Origin of the sequence: Nonomuraea sp. NPDC049637, assembly GCF_040675235.1 — a bacterium.
In the GTDB taxonomy this organism is placed as follows: domain Bacteria; phylum Actinomycetota; class Actinomycetes; order Streptosporangiales; family Streptosporangiaceae; genus Nonomuraea.
In genome coordinates this window covers 34,689-58,569 of the sequence record NZ_JBFAOM010000010.1, presented here as the reverse complement: position 1 = coordinate 58,569, position 23,881 = coordinate 34,689, and the positions used below count along the sequence as shown (strand labels likewise).

14 protein-coding genes are annotated in these 23,881 nt (G+C 73.5%); 10 read left to right on the top strand and 4 right to left on the bottom strand.

All coding sequences use genetic code 11. The features are described from left to right. Positions 1-46: 46 nt before the first annotated feature. The 3 genes from AB0J71_RS16160 to AB0J71_RS16150 all read left to right on the top strand — a co-directional run bounded on the left by AB0J71_RS16160 (position 47) and on the right by AB0J71_RS16150 (position 2,999). Positions 47-1,297, top strand: a complete 1,251-nt coding sequence (locus AB0J71_RS16160) for a class I SAM-dependent RNA methyltransferase (protein ID WP_364414703.1) — start codon at positions 47-49, stop codon at positions 1,295-1,297. An 82-nt stretch (positions 1,298-1,379) separates the two neighbouring features. Next, positions 1,380-1,787, top strand: a complete 408-nt coding sequence (locus AB0J71_RS16155; protein ID WP_352324056.1) for an STAS domain-containing protein — start codon at positions 1,380-1,382, stop codon at positions 1,785-1,787. Between the two features lie 69 nt (positions 1,788-1,856). Next, positions 1,857-2,999, top strand: coding sequence for a DUF418 domain-containing protein (locus AB0J71_RS16150; RefSeq protein ID WP_364414701.1), 1,143 nt, complete (start codon positions 1,857-1,859; stop codon positions 2,997-2,999). A 137-nt stretch (positions 3,000-3,136) separates the two neighbouring features. Here AB0J71_RS16150 and AB0J71_RS16145 read toward each other — a convergent pair whose 3' ends face one another. Genes AB0J71_RS16145 through AB0J71_RS16130 form a run of 4 tightly spaced genes read right to left on the bottom strand, consistent with a single transcriptional unit; the run spans position 3,137 to position 7,027 of the window. Then, the gene (locus AB0J71_RS16145; RefSeq protein WP_125646369.1) at positions 3,137-3,736 is read right to left on the bottom strand and encodes a response regulator transcription factor; all 600 of its coding nucleotides are present in this window, start codon (positions 3,734-3,736) and stop codon (positions 3,137-3,139) included. Further along, entirely contained in the window at positions 3,733-4,833 is a 1,101-nt protein-coding gene (locus tag AB0J71_RS16140; RefSeq protein ID WP_352324058.1) for a histidine kinase, read from the bottom strand. Before AB0J71_RS16140 ends, AB0J71_RS16145 begins: the two co-directional genes overlap by 4 nt. Further along, the gene (locus AB0J71_RS16135; protein WP_364414699.1) at positions 4,830-5,948 is read right to left on the bottom strand and encodes a histidine kinase; all 1,119 of its coding nucleotides are present in this window, start codon (positions 5,946-5,948) and stop codon (positions 4,830-4,832) included. Before AB0J71_RS16135 ends, AB0J71_RS16140 begins: the two co-directional genes overlap by 4 nt. A 38-nt stretch (positions 5,949-5,986) precedes the next feature. Next, a complete protein-coding gene (locus tag AB0J71_RS16130; protein ID WP_364414697.1) occupies positions 5,987-7,027 on the bottom strand; it encodes a hypothetical protein in 1,041 nt (346 codons plus the stop codon). Positions 7,028-7,146: 119 nt separating this feature from the next. Here AB0J71_RS16130 and AB0J71_RS16125 point away from each other — a divergent pair, with 119 nt between their 5' ends. From AB0J71_RS16125 to AB0J71_RS16095, 7 genes are all read left to right on the top strand, one after another. Beyond that, on the top strand, positions 7,147-8,061 hold the full coding sequence (locus tag AB0J71_RS16125; protein WP_352326765.1) for an LLM class F420-dependent oxidoreductase: 915 nt from the start codon (positions 7,147-7,149) through the stop codon (positions 8,059-8,061). A gap of 42 nt (positions 8,062-8,103) precedes the next feature. Beyond that, positions 8,104-9,573, top strand: a complete 1,470-nt coding sequence (locus AB0J71_RS16120) for a 3' terminal RNA ribose 2'-O-methyltransferase Hen1 (RefSeq protein WP_364414695.1) — start codon at positions 8,104-8,106, stop codon at positions 9,571-9,573. Beyond that, entirely contained in the window at positions 9,557-12,016 is a 2,460-nt protein-coding gene (locus AB0J71_RS16115) for a polynucleotide kinase-phosphatase (protein ID WP_364414693.1), read from the top strand. The genes AB0J71_RS16120 and AB0J71_RS16115 overlap by 17 nt, the downstream gene beginning before the upstream one ends. A 67-nt stretch (positions 12,017-12,083) precedes the next feature. Beyond that, a complete protein-coding gene (locus AB0J71_RS16110; RefSeq protein WP_352326762.1) occupies positions 12,084-12,209 on the top strand; it encodes a hypothetical protein in 126 nt (41 codons plus the stop codon). Positions 12,210-12,294: 85 nt separating this feature from the next. Continuing rightward, positions 12,295-13,695, top strand: coding sequence for a sugar porter family MFS transporter (locus AB0J71_RS16105; RefSeq protein ID WP_364414691.1), 1,401 nt, complete (start codon positions 12,295-12,297; stop codon positions 13,693-13,695). Between the two features lie 31 nt (positions 13,696-13,726). After that, positions 13,727-14,260, top strand: a complete 534-nt coding sequence (mug, locus tag AB0J71_RS16100; protein WP_364414689.1) for a G/U mismatch-specific DNA glycosylase — start codon at positions 13,727-13,729, stop codon at positions 14,258-14,260. Between the two features lie 112 nt (positions 14,261-14,372). After that, entirely contained in the window at positions 14,373-23,873 is a 9,501-nt protein-coding gene (locus tag AB0J71_RS16095; protein WP_364414687.1) for a calcium-binding protein, read from the top strand. Positions 23,874-23,881 lie beyond the last annotated feature (8 nt).

Here is a 23,881-nt window from a genome sequence, read left to right as displayed (position 1 = left end):
AGGGCGCGCGGACGTCGCCCGTGGCGGCTCACCATAGGGTGGGGGTGTGGAACAGGCATCTCTGGAGCTGACGGTCGGTCCGGTCGCGCATGGCGGCTGGTGTGTGGCACGCCATGAAGGGCGGGTGGTCTTCGTCCGGCACGCGCTGCCCGGCGAGCGGGTGATCGCCGACGTGACCGAGGAGACCAGCCGGTTCCTGCGCGCCGACGCCGTGGAGATCCTGGAGCCCTCGCCCGACCGCGTCGTCCCGCCCTGCCCGTACGCCGGCCCCGGCCGCTGCGGCGGCTGCGACTGGCAGCACGCCACGCTGGAGGCGCAGCGCCGGCTCAAGGCCCAGGTCGTGACCGAGCAGCTGCACCGGCTGGCGGGCATCGAGCGCGAGGTCGTCGTGGAAGAGGTGCCCGGCGCCAAGGACGGGCTCGGCTGGCGTACCCGCGTGCAGTTCGCCGCCACGCCCGCCGGCGAGCTGGGCTTCCGCCGGCACCGCTCGCACGAGATCGAGGTCGTCGACGCCTGCCTGATCGCCCACCCCGAGGTCGAGGCGGTCGCCGCCGAAGACCACGCGTGGCCCGGTGCGGCCAGCATCGAGGTCATCGCCTCGGCCGGCGGCGACCGTGCCGTGGTGGTCTCGCCGCGCCCGCGGCGCAGCGTGAGCGTGCCCGAGCTCGACGCGCCCGCCTCGATCCTGCTCGACCAGGGCAAGGGCCGCACGGTGCCGCGCCGCGGCTCCGGCGTGCTGCACGAGCATGTGGGCGACCGCGAGTTCCGGGTCGCGGGCAGCGGCTTCTGGCAGATCCACCCGGGGGCGGCCGAGACGCTGCTCGACGCGGTGCTGGCCTACGCCGCGCCCGAGCCGGGGGAGTGGGCGCTCGACCTCTACTGCGGGGTCGGCCTGTTCGCGGCCGGGCTGGCCGAGGCGGTCGGGCCCGAGGGCGCGGTGTTCGGGCTGGAGTCCGACGCGGCGGCCGTCCGCGACGCCCGCGCCAACCTGCGCGACCTGCCGCAGGCCAGGGTCGAGCGCGGCCGGGTCGAGGAGGCGCTCGACCGGTTCCAGATCGAGCGCGCCGACCTCGTCGTGGTCGACCCGCCGCGGTCGGGCCTCGGGCGCGAGGTGGTGGAGCGCGTGGCGGGGCTGGAGGCGCTGCGCATCGTCTACGTCTCCTGCGACCCGGCGACGCTGGCCAGAGACCTCAAGTGGCTGGGCGAGCTGGGCTACGAACTGACCGACCTGCGCGCCTTCGACGCCTTCCCGATGACCCACCACGTCGAGTGCGTGGCGCTGCTGGTGAAGCGCTGACTGCCGCCGCCCGGGCAAGGCGTGACCTCATCGTGACGGTTTGCCGGAACCTCGGGCGGGTGAAGCTGTCTATCGTGCATCCATGGTCGCCTCCGGAGGCGCGGGCCGCCCAGGATCGGACAGGCCGCCGATGACGCCGCTGACGATGAGCCATCGGCACCTGCCCGGCGTGACCGTGATCGAGGTGTGCGGTGAGCTCGACGCCACCAACCACGCGCGATTACGGGAGCACGTCCGGCAGGCCAGGGCGCGTCCGGCCGATCACGTGGTGTTCGACCTGAGCGCGATGACGTTCATGGACAGCTCGGGGCTGCACGCCCTGCTCGCCTGCCACCAGGAGGCCCGCGCGCACGACGCCCGGATCTACCTCGCGGCCCCGCAGGGCGCCCCCGCCCGGCTGCTGGAGATCACCGGGGTCGACGCGCACCTGCCGGTCTACCCCACCGCCGAGGCCGCCGTGGCCGCCGCCGCGGCCGATCCGCCCGGCTGAGTCTTTGGTCACGCCCGTCCAGACCAAGGACGGACGCGCCGCGCGGGGAGGCGTCCCTAGCGTCGGGGCATGACGCAAACCACCCTCGCCGGACGCGTCCAGGAGATCGACGCCGTACGCGGGTTCGCGCTGGCGGGCATCCTGGTCGCGAACATCGGCTTCCTGGCCGACCCGGGGTACGCGCTGTCGGGCGCCATGCCGATCCCCGACGGGCCCGTGGCTCTGGCGATCACGGCGTTCGTGCTGACGAAGTTCTACATCATCTTCTCGTTCCTGTTCGGGTACTCCTTCACGTTGCAGATGCGGGCGGCCGAGCGGGCGGGGGCGAGCGTGCGGGCCAGGACGTTGCGCCGCTGCCTGGCGCTGTTCGTCATCGGGCTGGCGCACGGCCTGCTGCTGTGGATCGGTGACATCCTCACCCTGTACGCCGTGCTCGGCCTGGTCCTGCTGGCCCTGCGCGGGCTCAGACCGAGGACGGCCGTCATCGCCGGCTCCTCGATCATCGGCGCGCTGACCCTGTTCTGGCTGGCCCTGGCCTGGCTGTCCACCCTCGACCCGGCCGCCGGGCAGCCCGCCGCGGCCGACCCGGCGGCGGCCGCCCGCGTGCTGGCCCTGGCCACCGGCGGGCCGCTGGACTTCCTGACGATGCAGACCGAGCTCTATCCGCCGCTCGTGGCCATGATCTGGCTCTTCCAGGGGCCGACCGCGCTGGCCATGTTCCTGTTCGGGCTCGCGGCCGGCAAGTCCAGGCTGCTGGAGGGACTCGGGCGCCGGCCCCGCCTGCTGGCCCGCGTCCAGTGGGCCGGCTTCGGCGTCGGCCTGCCCGGCGGCCTGCTGTACGCCTGGACGTCCGGCCGGACCGGCGCGGTCGAGCTGATCGGCGGCGCGGTCAACACGCTCACCTCGATCCTGCTGGCCGCCGCCTACGTCGCCACCCTGCTCCGGCTGATCGGGCGCTTCCCGGCGGCGGCCCGCGTCCTGGCCGCGCCGGGACGGGTGGCCGCCTCCAACTACGTCGGCCAGTCGCTGCTCATCGCGCTGGTCTTCACCGGGTACGGCCTCGCACTCGCGGGCCGCCTGTCACCGATCGCGGTGATGGGCGTCGCCCTGGTGATCTACACCGTGCTCGTGTGGGCGAGCGCACTTTGGCTGCGCACCCACCGCCACGGCCCGGTGGAGTACGTGCTGCGCCGGATCACCCAGTGGCGCTGAGGTCACCGGCGCTGAGGTCACCGGCGCTGAGGTCACCGGCGCTGAGGTCACCGGCGCTGAGGTCACCGGGGCTGAGGTCACCGGGGGTGAGGTGACCGGGGCTGGGGTGACCAGCGCTGAGGCGACCAGCGCTGGGGTCAGAGCCAGCCCATGCGCTGGGCGGTGCGGATCGCCTCCAGCCGGTTCTGGGCGTTGAGCTTGGTCATGGCGCTGGACAGGTAGTTGCGCACGGTGCCCTCGGTCAGGTGCAGCTCGCCGGCGATCCTGGAGATCGTCGCCCCGTCGCCCGCCAGGCGCAGCGCGTCGCGCTCCCGTTCGGTCAGCGGGCTGTCGCCGGCGGCCATCGCGGCGGCGGCCAGCTCGGCGTCCAGGTAGCGGCCGCCGGCCATGACCTTGCGGATCGCCATCGCCAGCTCCTCGGCGGAGGCGTCCTTGCCCAGGAAGCCGCTCACGCCGGCGGCCATCGCCCTGCGCAGGTAGCCGGGGCGGCCCAGGCTGGTCAGGATGACGATCTTGCACTGCGCGCTGATCCGCTCGGCGGCGCTCAGGCCGTCCATGCCGGGCATCTCGATGTCCAGCACGGCCACGTCGGGGCGGTGTTCGGCGACCGCGTCCACGACCTCGTCGCCCCGGCCCACCTGGGCCACGACCTCGATGCCGTCCTCCAGGTCGAGCAGCGCGGCGATGGCGCCGCGGATCAGGTGCTCGTCGTCGGCGAGCAGCACGCGGGTGGTCATGCCGGCACCGCCGCGCGCAGCAGGTAGCCGCCGTCGGACGTCGGCTCGGCCCGCAGCACGCCGCCCGCCGCGCCGACCCGCTGGGCCAGGCCCGCCAGCCCGTTGGCCGCGTGCTCGCCCACCGGGCCGCTCACCCCGTCGTTGGACATCTCCAGGACCCCGTTCTCGATCGTGATCGTGCAGCGTTCGGCCGTGCTGTGCTTGAGCACGTTGGTGGCGCCCTCGCGGACGACGGTGGCCAGCAGGGTGCGCGCCTCCGGGGCCAGCGCCGTGGTGTCGGCCCGTACCGTGCAGCGGACCTCGGCCGCCTCCAGCACCGCCCGGACGCCGGCCAACACCTCGTCCAGGTCGAGCGCCCGGTAGTTCTGCACCACGGCCCGCACCTCGCGCAGCGACCGCCTGGCCAGGTCGCGCACCTCGAACATGGCCCGCTCGGCGGCGGCCGGGTCGCCGGGCAGCGACTCGGCGGCGCGGGCGGTCCTGGCCGAGACGTCGGCGAGGCTCTGCCCGAGCAGGTCGTTGAGGTCGCGGGCGAAGCGCAGCCGTTCCTCCGAGACCGCCAGCCTGGACCTGGCCTCCTGCCCTTCGTGCGCCTCCTTGGCCACCCGCCACAACCACAGGTTCGCCAGCACGCCCCCCACGCCGATCCCGGTGAACACGGCCAGCACCGCGACCGCCGACACCATCTCCACGGGCAGGCCCATGGTCAGCGCGAGGACGACGACCAGGACGGCGATCCAGCCGGCCGACAACGTGACGATCGTCCGGCGGCGGACGAAGGGGGCCAGCATCGCCAGCCACACCGGCACGGTGTACAGGATCGTGCCGGCCGCGAGGACCACGGCGAGCACCCCGGACACGGCCAGCAGCGCCGTCGGGCGGGGGCCGCCGCGCACGGCGATCCGGAACGGCCGCGTGGCCAGCGCCATGAAGACCAGCAGCAGCACGCCGGCGGCCACGAACACCTGCCCGGGCAGGTCGACGCTCTGCCCGAGGAGGTACAGGTTGTAGAAGCCGGTCGCGGACACCAGCAGGATGATGTCGGTGGAGTAGACGATCAGCCAGCGGACCTTGTCCAGCCGGGTCGGCCGCCTCACGCGGGCACCGCCGCGCGCAGCAGGAACTCGCCGGTGGGCGTCGGGGCGGCCGAGAGCGAGCCGCCCGCCGTGGTCAGGCGCTCCGACAGGCCGCGCAGGCCGCTGCCCGGCGCCGCGGAGAGATCTTTGACGCCGTCGTTGCGCATCTCCAGCACGCCGCCCTCGATCGTGATCGCGCAGGTGGTGGCCGAGCTGTGCTTGAGCACGTTCGTGCCGCCCTCGCGCACGACCCACGCCAGCAGCGCACGCCCGGCGGGGGACAGGTCGCCGGCCCTGGTCTCGATCAGGCAGCGGGCGCCGGCCGCCTCCAGCGCCGCCCGTACGCCGGCCAGCTCGGTGTCCAGGTCGAGCGTGTGGTAGCCGTCCACGGCCAGTTGCACCTCGGCCAGCGAGCTGCGGGCCAGTTCGCGCACCTCGTCCATCTCGGCGAGGGCCCTGGCCTGGTCCTTGGCCGCGAGCTTGGCCGCCAGCTCGCTCTTCAGCGTGATCACCGACAGGCTGCGGCCGAGCAGGTCGTGCAGGTCGCGGGCGAAGCGCAGGCGCTCCTCGGCGATGGCCAGGCGCGCCTTGGCCTCCTGGCCGTCGCTGGCGTCCCTGATCGTCCACCACAGCCAGCGCCACAGCAGCATGGCCGCGACCATGAGCGCGCAACTGGCCGCCTCGGGGATCAGCGTGCCGGCCCAGGACCGGTCGGTGATCGCCACGACGTACGCGCTGACCAGGACGGTCACGGTGGCGCCCAGGCAGGCCGTGGCCCACAGCGGCAGGTAGAACGCGGCCACCGACACCCACAGGACGCCGGTCTCCAGCCAGGTGGCCGTGCTCGCGATCTCGTCGTGCGGCAGCAGCAGCACCGAGCCGGCCGCGCACGCCCCGGACACCAGCAGCTTCGCCGTTGGCCGCGGCCGGTCGTCGAAGGCGGCCCGCAGCACGGAGGGGAACAGCGCGAACTGGCCCGCCAGGCAGGCGATCGCGAGCAGCGCCTGCGGCAGGCCCATCAGGCCGCGCGTGGCGTAGACGATGACGAGGGTGACGAACACCAGGCCCAGGAGGGTGACCATGACGTCCATCCAGTGGATGAGGATCTTGCGTGCGCTCTCGGCACGGCTCGCCATCGTCTCCCTCACCCCCTGGATTCGGGAGAAATCCTATGTCAGGAGTGTGTCATCCAGAGAATGCGGGATATCTCCGGTTTGGGGGATGCGCCGCGCAGGGACAACCAGGCCAGCCCGTGCCGGACGGCGTACTCCGCCAGTTTGCGGGCCTCCGGCTCGTCCAGATCGCCGGCCCTGGCGAGCACCGGGGTCAGGGCGAGCCGCTCCCACACCTGCTCCTCGTCGGCCAGGCCGTAGGCCCGCGCGAGCTGCCCGGCCGCCGCCCGCACGGCCGATCCCAGCCTGCGCAGCCGCCCCTGCGGCCCGGTACGCGGTTCCATCTCGGCCAGCAGCTCGACGGCGTCCACCCGGACGCCCTCCCGCCGGGTCGCGCGCAGCGCCGCCAGATCGGCCGCGTCCAGCCCGTCCGGTGTCAGGCGCAGGGTGAAGAAGACCCGCAGCGGCCGTTCCCCTTGCAGGGCGCGCAGCGCCCGCGCCCTGCGCGGCGCGACGGCAGGGTCGGCGGCGTCGCGGATCTCGAACGCCGCCGCGGCCGCCCCGAACGCGCCGACCGCCTTGCGGTAGGCGGTGGCCAGACCGCCCGGCCTGGTGCACGTGACGGCCGGGTCGTCCCCGCCGGGCCCGCCGAACACCGGGAAGGCGTCGCCGCCCGCCGCCCGCAGCCGCCCGAGCCCGGCTACCGGTTCGCCCGCCGCCCGCAGCCGTCCGAGCCCGGCGGCATCCGGGTCGTCCGCCGGCTGCGGCGGCCCGGCCCACCGGACGAGGCAGCCGTCGCCGTCGGCGACGAGATGGCCGAGCGCGTACCGGGCGACGCCGGTGGCGCGCGACTCGGCCGCCAGGTCGAACTCCGGGTCGCGGGCGGTGTCGACGAACCCCACGAAAGAACCCGGCGGCTGCCGGACCGCCGCCGGCCGCTGCGGCGGCGCGAAGCGGACGGGAGCGGCGCCGGCCGGCGGCGCGGGCTCGGCGCCCGCGGGCAACATCCGGATCGCCAGGGCCGTGGCTCCGGCGAGCACGAACGCGGCGAGCACCGCCAGCGGGCGGGGGAGCGTGCCGGACTCTCTTGCTTTCCGCGACATATGCCACCCATCGTGATCGATCGGCTACTTTCAGCGGTTGCTGGTGAAGGTAGCAAGCGTTCGCCGGACGGCGTGGGGCTTTTCCGGTCGCCGTCCGATGTGGGCGGATAATGAGCTTCATGAAGCTGCGGATCTTCACCGAGCCCCAGCAGGGCGCCACCTATGACGACCTGCTCGCCGTCGCCCAGGCCGCGGAACGCCTGGGGTTCGACGCCTTCTTCCGGTCCGACCACTACCAGCGCATCGGCCCCGGCGACCCCGGCGCCGGCTCCACCGACGCCTGGGTGACGCTCGGCGCCCTGGCCAGGGAGACCTCCACGATCAGGCTCGGCACGCTGGTGACGCCGGCCACCTTCCGGCTGCCCGGCCCGCTGGCGATCAGCGTGGCCCAGGTCGACCAGATGAGCGGCGGCCGGGTCGAGCTGGGCTTCGGCACCGGCTGGTTCGACGGGGAGCACTCCGCCTACGGCATCCCGTTCCCCCCGCTCGGCGAGCGGTTCGGCCGGTTCGAGGAGCAGCTGGAGATCGTCACCGGCCTGTGGACGGCGAAGGACTCCTACTCCTTCGAGGGCCGCTACTACCGGCTGGTCGACTCACCGGCGCTGCCCAAGCCGGTCCAGCGGCCCCGGCCGCCGGTGATCATCGGCGGCTTCGGCGCCAAGCGCACGCCCCGGCTGGCGGCCGCGTACGCCGACGAGTACAACGTGCCGTTCCGCACCCTGGCCGACACCGGGCAGGCGTTCGCGCGGGTCCGGGAGGCGGCCGACGAGGCGGGCCGCGGCCTGATCCTGTCGGCGGCGCAGACCGTCGTCGTGGGCGCCGACGAGGCCGAGATCGAGCGGCGCGCCGCCGCCATCGGCCAGGAGCCGGGCGCGCTGCGCGAGGGCGGCCTGTGCGGCACCCCCGAGGAGGTGCTGGCCAAGCTGGGCGCCTTCGCCAAGCTCGGGGCCGAGCGCGTCTACCTCCAGGTCCTCGACCTGGCGGACCTGGAGCACCTGGAGCTCATCGCCGCCGAGGTGTTGCCGCACGTGTAATTCCGTTGGCGGTGCTTCGTCCGGCTACGGCACACTTGGGACGTGCTGCTGACGATCACGACCACCGCCGCGCCGGCCACCGACCTGGGCTTCCTCCTGCACAAGCATCCCGAGCGCGTGCAGGAGTTCAGCCAATCGTTCGGCACGGCCACGGTGTTCTACCCGGAGGCGGGCGAGGAGCGCTGCACGGCGGCCCTGCTGCTGGAGGTCGACCCGATCGCGCTGGTCCGCTCGCGCGGCCGCAACTCGCCCGACTTCAGCCTGTCGCAGTACGTCAACGATCGACCGTACGCGGCCTCCTCGCTGCTGGCCGTCGCGCTCGCCGACGTCTTCCGCACCGCGCGGGCGGGCCGCTGCAAGGCCCGTCCCGAGCTGCCGGGCACCCCGCTGCCGCTGGAGATCCGGGTGCCCGCGCTGCCCTGCCGGGGCGGCCCCGAGCTGGCCCGGCGGCTGTTCGAGCCGCTGGGGTGGGCGGTGGAGGCGCAGACGCTGCCGCTCGACGAGGGTTTCCCCGAATGGGGCGAGTCCCGGTACGTGCGGCTGACCCTGCGCGGCACCCTGCTGCTGGCCGACGCGCTCAACCACCTCTACGTGCTGCTCCCCGTGCTCGACGACGGCAAGCACTACTGGATGGCCTCCGACGAGATCGACAAGCTGGTCAGGGCGGGGGCGGGCTGGCTCGGCGGGCACCCGGAGCGCGGGCTGATCGCCCGGCGCTACTTCGGGCGGCGCTGGGCGCTGGCCCGCACCGCGCTGACCAGGCTGGCCGAGCTGGGCGACGAGACCGAGGAGGAGCTGGAGCCGGCGCTCGCCGAGGAGGCCCCCGCCGGGGAGACCGCGGCCGACGAGGCCGCCTTCGCCGAGGCCGCCGCCGAAGCCGAGGGGGCCGGCGCGGTGCGGAAGGCGCGGCCGCTCAACACGCTGCGGCGCGAGGCCGTGCTGCGCAAGCTGGAAGAGCTCGGCGCGGTCAGCGTGATCGACCTGGGCTGCGGGCAGGGCGAGCTGGTCGCCGCGCTGCTGGCCAGGCCCAGGTTCGCGCGCGTGGCCGGCATGGACGTCTCCTCCCTGGCGCTCACCATCGCCGCCCGCAAGCTGCGCCTGGACCGCATGCCCGACAGCAAGCGGGCCCGGCTCACCCTGTTCCAGGGCGCGCTCACCTACACCGACAAGCGCCTGGCCGGCTACGACGCCGCCGTGCTCATGGAGGTCGTCGAGCACGTCGACCCGCCGCGGCTGGCCGCGCTCGAACGCGTCGTGTTCGGCCGCGCCCGCCCGAACCACGTGCTCGTCACCACCCCCAACATCGAGCACAACGTGCGCTACGAGTTCCTGACCGGCCTGCGCCACCCCGACCACCGCTTCGAGTGGACGCGGGCCGAGTTCGCCGCCTGGGCCGGCCAGGTGGCCGCCCGGTACGGCTACCACGTCGCCGTCGAACCCGTCGGCGAGGACGACCCCGAGGTCGGCCCGCCCACCCAGATGGGAGTCTTCACCCGTGATCAGCGTTCCTGAGCTGTCGCTCGTGGTGCTCGTCGGCGTCTCCGGCAGCGGCAAGTCCACCTTCGCGCGCCGGCACTTCAAACCCACGCAGGTCATCTCCTCCGACTTCTGCCGCGGCCTGGTGTCCGGCGACGAGAACGACCAGGCCGCCACGCCCGCGGCGTTCGACCTGCTGCACCACATCGTCGGCGTCCGCCTGGCCAGGGGGCTGTTCACCGTCGTGGACGCCACCAACGTCCAGTACCCCGCCCGCAAGAGCCTCATCGAGCTGGCCAGGAAGCACGACGTGCTGGCCGACGCCATCGTGCTGGACACGCCCGAGGAGGTGGCGATCGAGCGCAACGCCGCGCGTCCTGACCGCGACTTCGGCCCCGGCGTGGTGATCCGCCAGCGCAAGGAGCTGCGCCGCTCGCTGTCCAAGATCTCCGCCGACGGCTTCCGGCGGGTGCACGTGCTGCGCGGCCTGGAGGAGATCGACAACGCCGAGATCACCTACGAGAAGGCGTGGTCGGACCGGACCGAGCTGACCGGCCCGTTCGACATCATCGGCGACGTGCACGGCTGCCGCTCGGAGCTGGAGAGGCTGCTGGCCAAGCTGGGCTGGCAGGGCCTGACCCACCCCGAGGGCCGCACCGCCGTGTTCGTCGGCGACCTGGTCGACCGCGGGCCCGACACGCCGGGCGTGCTGCGCCTGGTCATGGACATGGTCGAGGCGGGCACCGCGCTCTGCGTGGCCGGCAACCACGAGCAGAAGCTCGTGCGCGCGCTGAACGGCCGCAAGGTCACCGTCGCCCACGGCCTGCGCGAGTCGCTGGACCAGCTCGCCGCCGGGCCGCCCGAGTTCGCCGAGCGGGCCCGGACGTTCATGGACGGCCTGCTCAGCCACTACCGCCTGGACGGCGGCCGGCTCGTCGTCGCGCACGCCGGGCTGAAGGAGTCCTACCACGGCCGCGCCTCCAAGCGCGTGCGCGCCTTCGCCCTGTACGGCGACACCACCGGCGAGACCGACGAGTACGGCCTGCCGGTCCGCTACCCGTGGGCCGACGAGTACCGCGGCCGGGCCATGGTCGTCTACGGCCACACGCCCACGGTCACCCCCGAGTGGGTCAACAACACGATCTGCCTGGACACCGGCTGCGTCTTCGGCGGCCACCTGACCGCGCTGCGCTACCCCGAGCGCGAGATCGTCCAGGTGCCGGCCGAGCAGGTCTGGTACGAGCCGACCAAGCCGCTCGGCGAGCCCGCCCGCGAGCCGGGCATGCTCGACGTCGGCGACGTGATCGGCACCCGGCACGTCGAGACCCGCTTCGGCGGCCGGGTCAAGGTGCTGGAGCAGAACGCGGCCGCCGCGCTGGAGGTGATGAGCCGGTTCGCGGTCGACCCGAGCTGGCTGGTCTACCTGCCGCCGACGATGGCGCCGCCGGAGACGTCCAGGCTCGACGGCTACCTGGAGCACCCGCACGAGGCGTTCGAGGAGTTCGCCGCGGCGGGGGTGAGCGAGGTCGTGTGCGAGGAGAAGCACATGGGCTCGCGCGCCGTCGCCGTGCTGGCCAGGACGCCCGAGGTCGCCGCGGCCCGGTTCGGCGTGGCCGACGGCAGCACGGGCGCGGTCTACACGCGTACCGGACGGCCGTTCTTCCGGGACATGACGCCGCTGGTCGAGGCGGTGCGCGCGGCCTGCGAGCCGCTGTGGGAGGAGCTGGGCTCCGACTGGGTCGTGCTCGACTGCGAGCTGCTGCCCTGGTCGGCCAAGGCGGGCGAGCTGATCAGGTCGCAGTACGCCTCCGTCGGCGCCGCCGCGCGGGCCGCGCTGCCCGAGGCCGTCACGGCTCTGGAAGCGGCGGCCGGACGCGGGCTGGATGTGGGTGGGTTGTTGACCCGCACCCGACGCCGCTCCGAGAACGCTGCCCTGTTCCGCGACGCCTATGCGCGCTACTGCTGGCCGGTCGACGGTCTCGACGGCATCAGGCTGGCGCCGTTCCAGATCCTGGCCTGCGAGGGACGGGCCACGGCGCTGCAGCCGCACGCCTGGCACCTGTCCACGCTGGCGCTGCTCGACTCGCCGCTGATCGCGCCGACCAGGAACGTGTCGGTCACGCTGGATTCGCCGGAGTCCAGGGCCGCGGCCACCGCGTGGTGGGAGGAGCTGACCGCCGCCGGGGGAGAGGGCATGGTGGTCAAGCCGGCCACGTACGTGCCCGGCCGGGTGCAGCCCGGCGTGAAGGTGCGCGGCCGGGAGTACCTGCGGATCATCTACGGGCCCGACTACACCGAGTCCCTCGACGTGCTGCGCCGCCGTTTCCTGGGCAAGAAGCGCTCGCTCGCGCTGCGCGAGTACGCCCTCGGCCTGGAGGCGCTGTCGCGCCTGGCGGTCGGCGAGGCGGGCTGGCGGGTGCACGAGCCGGTCTTCGCGGTGCTCGCCCTGGAGTCCGAGCCGGTGGACCCGCGCCTGTGACCCCGGCCCCCGTCCCCGTGCGGGAGCCTTTCCCGAGCAGGAGCCCAACCTCGCGAAGGAGAACGTGATGACCGCCGACCGTCACCGTCCCGGCTACGTCCGGCGTGCTCTCGGGCGCGCGCTGCTGCGGTACGCCGTGGCGGTGGTGGTGGCGGTCGTCGTGATCGCGGTCTTCTGGCTGACCCGGGCGTGACGTCCGGTTTGTGGCAAGGTTGGGTAAGCGCCGCGCTATACAGGTGATCTCCGGGTAGGTCCCCGATCACGGGGAAGGGACCTGTATGGCAACTCGGTACACCCATCAGGAGCATCTGGGCCACGTCGTCTTCATCACCGCGGCGGCGGCCATCGGCGGGTTCCTGTTCGGATACGACAGCTCGGTCATCAACGGCGCGGTCACCGGCATCCAGCGGCACTTCGACGTGGGAGCGGTCCAGATCGGCTTCGTCGTGGCCATCGCGCTGCTCGGGTCCGCGCTCGGGGCCTGGATCGGCGGCGGGCTGGCCGACCGGTGGGGGCGTACCAGGTCGATGCAGGTGGCCGCCGGCCTGTTCACCGTCAGCTCGATCGGGCAGATGTTGCCGTTCGCCATCTGGGACCTGGGGTTGTGGCGGGTCATCGCGGGCTTCGCGATCGGCATGGCGTCGGTGCTCGGTCCGGCCTACATCGCCGAGGTCGCGCCGCCCGCCTACCGGGGGCGGCTGGGCTCGTTCCAGCAGCTCGCCATCGTGCTCGGCATCGCGGTCTCGCAGCTCGTCAACTATCTGATCGCCGAGCTGGCCGGCGGCGACGTCAACAACCACCTGTGGGGGCTGCAGGCCTGGCAGTGGATGCTGGGCGCCTGCGCCGTCCCGGCCCTGCTCTACCTGCTGTTCGCCTCCACCATCCCCGAGTCGCCGCGCTACCTGATCATGTCGGGACGGTCGCGTAAGGCCCGCGAGGTGCTGGCCGAGGTCGAGGGCGACGACGTGGACCTCGACGCCCGGATCGCCGAGATCCAGCACGTGCTGCGGACCGAGCGCGTGCCGGGGCTGAAGGACCTGCGCGGCAGCGCGCTCGGCCTGCTGCCGATCGTCTGGGTGGGCGTCATCCTGTCGGCGTTCCAGCAGCTGGTCGGCATCAACGTGATCTTCTACTACTCGTCGGTGTTGTGGCAGTCGGTGGGCATCAACCAGAGCAACTCGCTGCTGATCAGCTTCTCCAGCTCGATCATCAACATCATCGGCACGTTCATCGCGATCGCGCTGGTCGACCGGATCGGGCGCAAGCCGCTGCTGCTCGTCGGCTCGGCCGGCATGGCGATCGCGCTGGGCACCGCGGCCTGGGCGTTCAGCGCGTCGCGGGAGGTCGGCGGCGTGGTCTCGCTGCCCAGCCCGCAGGGGCCGATCGCGCTCGTCGCGGCCAACGTGTTCGTGCTGTTCTTCGCCCTGTCGTGGGGCGTGGTGGTCTGGGTGCTGCTCGGCGAGATGTTCCCCAACCGCATCCGCGCCGCCGCGCTCGGCGTCGCCGCCGCGGCGCAGTGGATCGCCAACTGGCTGATCACGGTCTCGTTCCCGGCGCTGTCGGAGTGGAACCTGCCGCTCACCTACGCCATGTACGCCCTGTTCGCCGCGCTGTCCTTCTTCTTCGTCAGCAAATGGGTCAAGGAGACCAAGGGCCGCAAGCTGGAAGACATGGGCTGACCACGCCGCGGAGTGGGCTAATCTCCGGCACGTGCTTGTCGACGTGCTCGGTCCCGGCCTGAACGTGCTGTTCTGCGGCATCAACCCCGGCCTGATGTCGGAGGCCACCGGCCACCACTTCGCCCGGCCCGGCAACAGGTTCTGGCCCGCGCTGCACCTGTCCGGCTTCACGCCGCGCCTGCTGGCCCCGGCCGAGCAGCACCTGCTCCCCTCGTACGGGCTGGGCATCACGAACATCGTCCCCCGGGCCAGCGCCAAGGCGGCGGAGCTGACCAGGGACGAGCTCGTGGCGGGCGGCCGGCAGCTGGCGGAAAAGGTGGGCGAGCTGGGGCCGCAGGTGCTGGCCGTGCTCGGCATCTCGGCGTACCGGACGGCCTTCGCGCGGCCCAAGGCGGTCATCGGCCCCCAGCCCGAGCAGGTCGGCGGAGCCCGCGTGTGGGTGCTGCCGAACCCGAGCGGGCTCAACGCGCACTGGACCGTCGCCACGATCGCCGGGGAGATGGCCCGCCTGCGCGCCTCGCTGCGCCCGGGGCCGGAACCGACCGTCCCTGACCTGCGCTTGTAGCCGGTTCCAAGTCACGCACAAGCCTTGATCGCTAGATACGTACCCGGTTCGTTGTGTCTTCGCACTGGGGGGTCTGGTGGCAAGCCGGCGATTGTCGCGCGTGGTCTGCGCATTGGCGTTGTTAGTGGGTCTGGTCGCGGCCGTGCCGCCACCGGCCGTCGCGTCCGCGGCACCGGACGCCGAGACCGCGGCGCTGCTGTCCGCGGTCGAACGGTTCACGGTCGCGAGCGGCGGCCTGGCCACGCTCGGCCCGATGGGCGAGCAACTGCCGTTCGTCGGCCTGGTGCCCGGCGGCGAGGACGCCCTGGGCCTGAACGACCTGTTCCAGGTGGCCGTCCACGACAAGCTCAAGGGCCTCACCACCCTGGACGACCTCCAGGACGAGTACGAGCTGTCCGGCCCCCGCGCGGGAAAGCTCCTGGCCAAGGCGAGCACGCAGAACGGGATCAGGCGGCTCGACCTGACCCTGGAGGTCACCAGGACGGCGGCCGGCCGCCCGATCTCCGTCAGCAGCGCCCAGCCCAAGGTCTCGCTGACCACCTCGGGCGGCGTGGACGTCACGCTGAAGCTCACCGCCAAGCTGCCCTTCGCCTACGACCCGGCCACGAAGTCCGCCTGGCTGGCCAAGGACGCCGCCATGACCGTGCGGGCCGAGGGCAGGCTCGCCGCCGGGGCCAGGCCCACCGCCGCCTTCGGCATCCTCGGCGTCGACCTCTCGGCGGCCTCGACGCTCTCCGTCGACGCCGAGTTCGCCGCCACCGCCGCCGACCCGGACGGCAACGGCAGGCTGGACACCTCGGAACTGGGCTCGGAAAGCCTGTTCAGCTTCGCCCGCAAGGGCTCGGCCGCGGCCAGGCTGCAGGTCACCGCGCAGCCGTTCGCCGGCGCCCAGGTCGAGGGGGCCGCCGCGACCATCGACGCGAGCTGGCCCGACCTGGCCACCGGCGGGCCGGCCGTCAGCGTGACCCAGGCCGACCTGGACCGGCTCGGCCGCTTCCAGACGCTCACGCCCAAGGACCTGCTCGACGGCCTGACCCACCTGGCCAACGCCGTCACCGCCGCCCAGCGCGCCCGCTGGGACGGGCAGGGCGACCTCGACCTGCCGTTCATGCGCGGCTCGCTGGCCGACGCCGTGCAGGTGTCGGAGGCGATCCACGCCTTCGCCGCCGCCAGCGTGGACCGCAACACCGGCCGGCCCACCTTCACCTCGATCCAGGACCTGTTCGCCGCGCTGGGCAAGGCCCGCGGCCTGCCCGGCGGCGCGATCATCAAGGTGGCCGACGCCGGCTACGACGACGCCGCCAAGAAGATCGCCTTCACCGTCGTCGTGGACCGGACCGTCAACCAGGCCCCCGAGCCGCTCAACCCCGTGGGGCAGACCGTCAGCGGGACGGGCGCGGGCGTCACGTACGAGGCCAAGACGCTGCGGCACGCCGGGCAGAAGTGGACGCCGGGGCAGTTCGCCGGGCGCACGGTCACCGCCGGGACGTCCAGCGGCATCGTGGCCGGCAACACCGCCGACACCGTCACCCTCGCCGAGGAGGGCTGGCGCGGGGGCGTGCCCGCCGCGGGCGCGCCGTACCGGATCTCCGCGAACGACCCCATGATCGGGCAGATCGCCTTCGGCGACACCTTCAAGGCCGCCGCCGGGCTCGACCGCGCCAACGCGACCGCCGCGGTGGCGGGCGTCATGCGCGGCTACCACGCCTCGGCCACGGTCGTGCTCGACCTGAGCGACCCGGTGACGGGCCAGGGGTGCGCGCAGCGGCCGGACGGGCAGCAGAAGGCGTGCCCGTACAAGCACGTCAACGCCGACGGCAGCGCCACCGTGGTGAACGAGCTGCCCAGGGCCGCCGACCGGATCATGTTGCGGACCGGCCGCGACCTGTTCGGCGCCCGCGTGTCGGTGCTCTCCTCGGTCAACGTCAACGCCGTCGCCGGCTACCTGGGCGTCCAGATCACCGGCGACCTCACCATGGGCAGCAGGAACGGCGGCGAGCTGGTCAAGGTCGGGCTCAAGGACCTCGGCGACGTGCCGCTGACCCGGCTGTTCGAGCGGCTGGCCAGCAAGCCGGGCGACGTCCTGACCTCCCAGGTGGACGCGGTGGCCAAGGCCCGGCTCACGCTGGGCGTGCCGGGCCTGGCCGACTTCTTCGGCGGGAAGGTCACCGGCGAGGTGGAGATGCCGGACCTCGGCAAGCCCGCCACCGTCGATTTCCGCGGCTTCGACCAGATCGGGAAGGTCAAGGACTTCGCCTTCGACCCCGACAACCCGCAGGCGCTGTTCGGCGCGCTGATCAAGTCCCTGGGCGCGGTGGCCACGTACCTCGACGGCGTCAAGGGCGCCGGGCCGGTCAACGAGGCGATGACGGCGAAGCTGCCGCTGCTCGGCCGCTCGCTGTCCGACCTGGTGGCCGCGGAGGAGACGGGCTCGGGCCCCGGCGTCGTCTACGGCGACGGCGCCTGCGGCAACGAGAACGCCTACGTCACCGACCCCAGGCGCACGTTCACCCAGGCGCACGTCGGCCGCCGCGTCGCCGTCGGCACTCGGGTGCTGACCGTCGCGACCGCGTGCGGCGAGCACACGTTGTCCTTCGCCGAGAAGTTCGGCCAGGCCGTGCCCGAGGCGGGCGCCGCCTACGCGCTGCGCTCGCCGCTGCGGGACGCGATCGACCGCCTGACCGCCGCGCCGCCGGACACCGTCCAGGCGCTGGTCGCCGAGCTGAACAAGGCGCTGGGCGGCCAGGTGCGCATCGGCTACGAGGACGGCGCCCTGCGGCTGTCGCTGGCCTACGACAAGAAGGCGGCCGTGCAGGAGCCGCTGCGCTTCGCCTTCGGCGACAGCAGCCTGGTCGCCGCCAAGGGCTCGGCCACGCTGGACGCCGCCGTCGAGGGCGAGGTGCGCCTCGGCCTGCGCGTGGCGCTCAAGCGCGGCTTCGACCCGGCCCGCGACCTGCTCGTCGAGACCGACTCCGGCCTCGACCTCCAGGCGAAGGCGCAGCTCGACGGCACCGTCCAGGCCGACGTCGGCCCGCTGCCGCTGGCGCTCGGCAAGGAGGGCGACGACCCGCTGCAGGCCAGGCTCGGTTACGGCATGACCCTGCGCTACGGCGGCGAGGCCCAGGACGCGGTGACCCCCGCCGCGTTCTTCTCCGGGCTCGACCTGGCGCTGAACGAGACGAGCGAGCCGGTCGCCTGCGACCGCGACCCGCACCGCGACGACACCGACCTGGCGCTGTGCGCCGTCCTGCCCGCCTACCTCAACGGCGCGCCGCTCACCGCGGACGGGAAGCACGCGCTCGTGCTGCGGCTGCCCAGGTCCGCCCCGCTGGCCGAGATGTTCGACCTGACGAAGAAGCTGCCCGGCGACGTGAACCGGCTGGAGCTGCCCTCCTTCGACTTCTCGACCCTGCCTCCCGGCCTGGAGCTGGACTGGACCAACCTGGGCGACGGCATCGACCGCTACCTCACCGCCCTGGAGACCGGCATGCGCATGGCCTCCGGCAAGGGCCGGCTGCCCATGGTCGGCGCCGACCTCCAGCAGGGGGCCGACTTCGTCGGCGCCAAGCGCCAGGAGATCAAGGCCGCCCTGGCCAAGCTGCCGAACGGCGGCAAGGTGCCCACCGGCGGCGACCTGCGCAAGTGGTACAACGACGAGCTCGCGCCCAAGGTCGGGCCGGGCGTGCAGCCGGTGATCACCTGCGTGCAGGCGCCCGTCCCCGACCCCGCCAAGCCCGAGGCCTGCGACGCGGCCAAGGGCACCGAGCTGACCGGCATCGCGTTCAAGGTCAGCGTCGGCAAGGGCGACGTCGATCCCGAACAGGGCTGCGTCAAGGACTGCCTGGGCGTGGAGCGGCCGCTCGACGTCGGCGTGCCCGGCCTCGCGCTGAAGCAGGGCAAGGGCAAGGGCGTACGGGCCGAGCTCGGCTGGCACGCCGAGGTCATGGTGGGCCTGGACCGGACCAGCGGCTTCTACGTCGACGCCGGCGAGGCCAACCGGCCGCGGGCGACCGTCGGCGTGAACGTCTCGCTGCCCGACGAGATCAACGCCAGGCTGGCGATCCTCGACGTCACGCTCAAGAACCGCGAGCAGAACGCCCCCGACCTGTTCGCGGGCGCCTTCACCATCGGCTTCAAGCCGGTCGGCCGGATCGGCCTGGACCAGCTCGCCGACGCCGGCAGCCTGGTGGAGACGTCGCTGAACGCCAAGGTCGCCGTGGACTGGCGCTTCAAGGTGACGGCCGGCTCGGCCATGTTCCCCGGCCTGTACGGCGACTTCGACCTGGACTGGGACCTCACCAAGGGCGGCTCGCCCGATCCGGCGAACCTGAACATCGCCTTCAACAACGTGAACCTGGAGGCCGGCGACTTCTTCCGGAGCGTGCTCGGCCCGGTGGTGACCCAGGTCAAGAAGGTCACCGACCCGGTCAAACCGGTGATCGACCAGCTCTACGCGCCCATCCCCGTGCTGTCGGACCTGAGCAGGGCCGCGGGCGGCGGCGAGGTGAACCTGATGACGATCGCCAAGAAGTACAACACGGTCGCGGGCGGCGGCACGACCAAGTTCATCGAGCGGATGATCGAGGTCGGCAGGCTGGTCACGTCGCTGCCCGACTGCCAGGGAGAGCTGCGCATCCCGATCGGCAGCTTCACCGTGGCCGGTGACCGCGCGCTGAACACCGAGAACTCGCCCGACGTCGCCGACTCGCTGATCAAGGACGTGGCGCCCGCCACGGACGACCTGTTCGCCGCGCTCGACCAGGGCGCCAGGTCGTGCGGGAAGGGCAGGACCGCCGCCGCCGACGCGCAGGGGCCGATGGAGCACTCCGCGAAGGCGGGCTTCAGCTTCCCCGTGCTGCAGAACGCCGGACGGTCGATCTTCAGCCTGCTGATGGGCAAGGACGTGGAGCTGGTCGCGTTCGACTCCGGGCCGCTGCGCCTCGGCTTCTCCTACAGCCAGTCCTTCGGCCCGGTCTGGTCGCCGCCGCCGATCATGGTGGTCATCTCCGGCACGGCCGGGGTCGAGGCCCAGATCAGGGCGGGCTTCGACACCTACGGCATCCGCAAGGCGATCGAGCAGGGCAAGGTCGACCTCCAGGTCCTCGACAGCCTTTACCTGAAGACCACCGACGACCAGGGCAGACCGCTGCCGGCGATCTCCCTGACCGGGCGGCTGGAGGCGGGCGCGGCGGTCGACGTGGTGCTGGTCAAGGCGGGCGTGAGCGGCGGCATCTTCCTCACCGTCGCCATGAACTGGCTCGACCCCACCAACGACGGCAAGTTCAGGTTCTTCGAGTTCGCCGACGTCCTGCTGCGCAACCCGCTGTGCCTGTTCTCCCTGGACGGTGAGCTGAAGGTCTACCTGAAGGCGTGGGTCGAGGTGGGCATCTCGATCTTCAAGAAGCGGTTCGACTGGACCATCGTCGAGGCCAAGCTGCTCGACTTCTCCGTCCGGCCCAAGTGCGACGAGGACCCGCCGAAGCTCGCGACCGAGGCGGGCGACGCCCTGGTGCTGCACGTCGGCGCGATGCGCAAGGCCAGAGGCGGCAGCACCGCCAAGCCGGGCGACGACGCCGAGCAGTGGACCGTCAGCCAGCTCCCCGGCGACGAGGGCTTCGTGGTCAGCGCGCTGGGCGTGCGCGAGGAGCACCGCGCGTCCGGCCTGACGCGGGTGCTGGCCGACGGCCGGGGCGCGAAGGGCGCGCTGCGGCTGGTCTTCCAGGGGTACGGCGACGACACCGCCGGAGCTCACCCGTTCGACCGGACGGTGGTGGCCTTCGGCGGCGAAGGCGACGACCTGATCCTGGCCGGCGCCGGCCGCAACGTGATCGACGGCGGCAAGGGCGACGACCAGATCACCAGCGGCGACCAGTACGACGGGCCCGCCGCGATCGTGGCCGGCGGCCCCGGCGACGACTACGTCACCATGGGCGGCGCGGGCGGCTGGGTGGCCGGCGACGGCCGCCTGACCCCCGCCACCCGCAAGGTCGGCGACGTCGATGTGGCCGACTGGACCGGCGACGACCTGCCCGGCGCGCCGGACGACGGCCCGGCCGACGGCGGCGACCGCATCGCGGCCGGTCTCGGCGCGAACCGGCTGTACGGCAACGGCGGGAACGACACCATCGCCGTCGCCTCCGACAGTCCGCTGGCCGCCACCGACCCCTCGCCGCGGTTCCGCGCGCAGCCGAGCCTGCTGGTCGGCGGCCCCGGCGCCGACACCCTGACCGGCGGCTCGGCGGCCGACGAGATCTACACCGGGCCGCGCGAGAAGATCGGCCGCGACGAGGCGGGACCCGCCGACTCCGGGCCGAACTACGTCGACACCGGCGCGGGCGCCGACAAGGTGTACGGCGGTCAGGGCGTGGACCTGGTCGCCGGCCACTCGGCCCCCGGCGAGGCCGTGCAGATCATCGGCGGTGGCGGGGACGACGTGCTCGCGGGCGGCCACGGCAAGGACGACATCTCCGGCGGCCCCGGCGACGACTGGGTGATCGCCGAGCCGTCCGACGTCGGCGAGGCCCAGGGCCGCGACGACTTCGGCCCGGCCAGGCAGGTGCGTCACCTGCCGCTGCCCGCGGGCGTCCAGCCCTCGGCCAAGGAGCTGTCCGGCGGCGACGGGAACGACCACGTCGTCGGCGGCGACGGCGGCGCGACCGTCTTCGGCGACCGCCGGCGGGACGAGCCGTGCGAGGAGCACGACGGCGCCGCCGACGGCCGGGACCTGATCATCGGCGGCGCGGGCAAGGAGACCGTGTCGGCCGGCGGCGGCGCCGACCGGGTCGAGGCCGGCGGCGGCCAGGACGTGGTCTGCGGCGAACGCGGCGACGACCGCCTGTCCGGCGGCTCGGGCGACGACCGGGTCTCGGGCGGCTCGGGCGACGACACGGCGCTCGGCGACGACGGCGCCGACGAGGTGACCGGCGGCTCCGGCGACGACACCCTGTACGGCGGCGCGCACGACGACACCGTCGTGGGCGAGTCCGGGCAGGACCGCGCGTTCGGCGGCGACGGCGACGACCTGGTCATCGGCGGCACCCGTACGGCGGGCAAGGACGACAAGGGCGACTTCCTGTACGGCGACGCCGGGGCGGACCAGCTGATCGGCGACAACGGCGACGCCGACGGCCCGTTCGACCTCGACGGCACCCCGGAGGAGGCCGGCGGCCCGGACGTGATCCACGGCGGCGACGGCGCCGACCGGGCGCACGGCGGGATCGGCGCCGACGAGGTGCACGGCGACGCGGGCGACGACCACCTGGAGGGCGGCGTCGGCGGCGACGAGGTGTACGGCGAGGCGGGCGAGGACGAACTGGTGGGCGGCGCTTCGGGCGCGTACCCGGACGGCGGCGACACGCTGCTGGGCGGCGACGGCCCGGACGTGATCGCCGCCGACAACGCCACCCTGACCTCCACCAAGGCAGGCACGTCAGCCAAGGAAGGCCCGTCAACCACGGAGAGCCCGTCAACCACGGAAGGCCCGTCGGCGACGGAAAGCCCGTCGGCCAAGGAGGGCACATCCGCGACGGAAAGCCCGTCGGCCAAGGAAGACACGTCGGCCGCGGAAGGCCCGTCGGCGACCTCGGTCGCCGTGCGGACGGGGCAGACGGCCGCGCACCAGGTGAAGCTGCTCGCGGGCGGCTCCGGCCCGGACGTGGCCGACGGCGGCGCGGGCAACGACGCGATCTTCGGCCAGGGCGGCCCCGACCGGCTGCGCGGCCAGGAGGGCGACGACTACGCCGAGGGCGGCGCGGGCGTGGACTGGGTCGAGGGCGACCAGGGCGACGACGACCTGGTCGGCGGCAGCCACACCACGATCGACGACGCCGCCGACGCGCTCCACGGCGGCCCCGGCGACGACGTCGTGGCCGGTGACAACGCCGTGGTGACGCTGACCGGCACCCCGGCCAGGGCCACCGTCCGCATCGGCTCGGCGGGCGCCCCGATGACCCCGCGCGCGGTCACCCTCCTGAGCGACGGCTCGGGTGGGGATCGCATATCGGGTGGGGCAGGGGTGGACGTGCTGTGGGGGCAGGGCGGCGACGACCAGATGTCCGGCGGCGGCCACGGCGACTACGCCGAGGGCGGTGACGGCAAGGACCAGATCCGCGGCGACCTGCCGCTGACGGCCGAGTCCGCCCACACCACCACGCAACCGCTCGCCGACCCCGGCTGGAGGGGCGACGCCAGTGGCCCCGCCGACCTGGAGGGCGACGGCGCCCCTGGTCAGGACGACCTGATCGGCGGCTCGGCCAAGCAGGCCGCCCCCGACGCGGCCGACGCGATCGAGGGCAACGGCGGCGCCGACGTCCTGCTCGGTGACAACGGCTCGCTCGTCCGCACCGTGACGGGCAATGCCGAGAAGGTCTACACCGAGCGTTACCCGGCGGGCCAGGCGCCCGCGGACGCGACCCGCGTACGCAGCCACGACCCGGCCCTGCCGGGCGACTCGACCCGGTTCTGCACCCAGGCCCAGGCCACCTGCGAGCCTGCCGGCTCCTACGGCGCCGACCACCTGTACGGCGACGACGGCGACGACGCGCTGTGGGGCCAGGACGGCGACGACACCCTGCACGGCGGCCAGGGCGACGACGACCTGTTCGGCGAGCTGGGCGACGACGACCTGTCCGGCGGCGCGGGCGAGGACGCCATGCTCGGCGACCGCGGCGGCGTGCTGAACGAGCGCATCGACGCCTCCGACGCCCAGCGGCTCGGCTTCACCGTCAGCCTCAACGCCCCGCCGAAGGAGACCTACAAGGGCTTCCAGGCCGGCACCTACGACCGCCGCACCGACCTGCTGCACGACACCGACGGCGACACCTGGACGGCCGCCGCCATGCCGCACGACGGCTTCGCCAAGGGCGGCGCGGACCGCATGCGCGGCGGCCCCGGACGCGACAGCATGCACGGCGGCGCCGGCGACGACCTGGTCAACGGCGACAGCGGCGGCGACGAGGTGTTCGGCGGCGACGGCGACGACCTGCTGTGGGGTGGAAAGGGCTGCGACCCGGCCCTGGACGCGGCCACCGCGGACTGCCTGTCGGGCGGCGTGTTCGACCCGGCCGCCCGCGGCGCCGGCGACCGCTTCGTCGACCACGTCTTCGGCGGGGCCGGCGCGGACCTGCTCGACTACAACCCGCGCGGCTCCTACCCCGGCTCGTGCGCCCCCGGCAAGATGCCGGAAGGCGAGCTGACCACGGTGGTGGATCCGTGCGCGTGGTTCCGCATGACCGACAAGGACAACGCCGCCACCGCCGACGACCAGCACCACCAGGGCGTGGACTGGCAGTACGGCGGCGCGGACCGCGACGTCCTGCAGGGCGACCGCACGGCCAACGGGCCCAACCCCGGCGACAAGATGATCGACTGGAACGGCGGCTTCAACCTCTACACCCACTGCGGCCCGGCCAACGGCGGACACAACATCGTCCGCCAGCACTCCCCGGCGATGCTCGACTTCCTGGCCAAGGTGGCCTGGGGCGCGGGTGCGGGCCGCAGCGCGGGCGACCCGTCGGGGTCGCGGGAGGTGGCCGTCCCGGCCTCGGGCGACAGCGGTTCGCCCTATCCCACCTCACCTGGCCACTTCGACTCGCCCGTGGCCTGCGCGGGCTGATCAGGAGA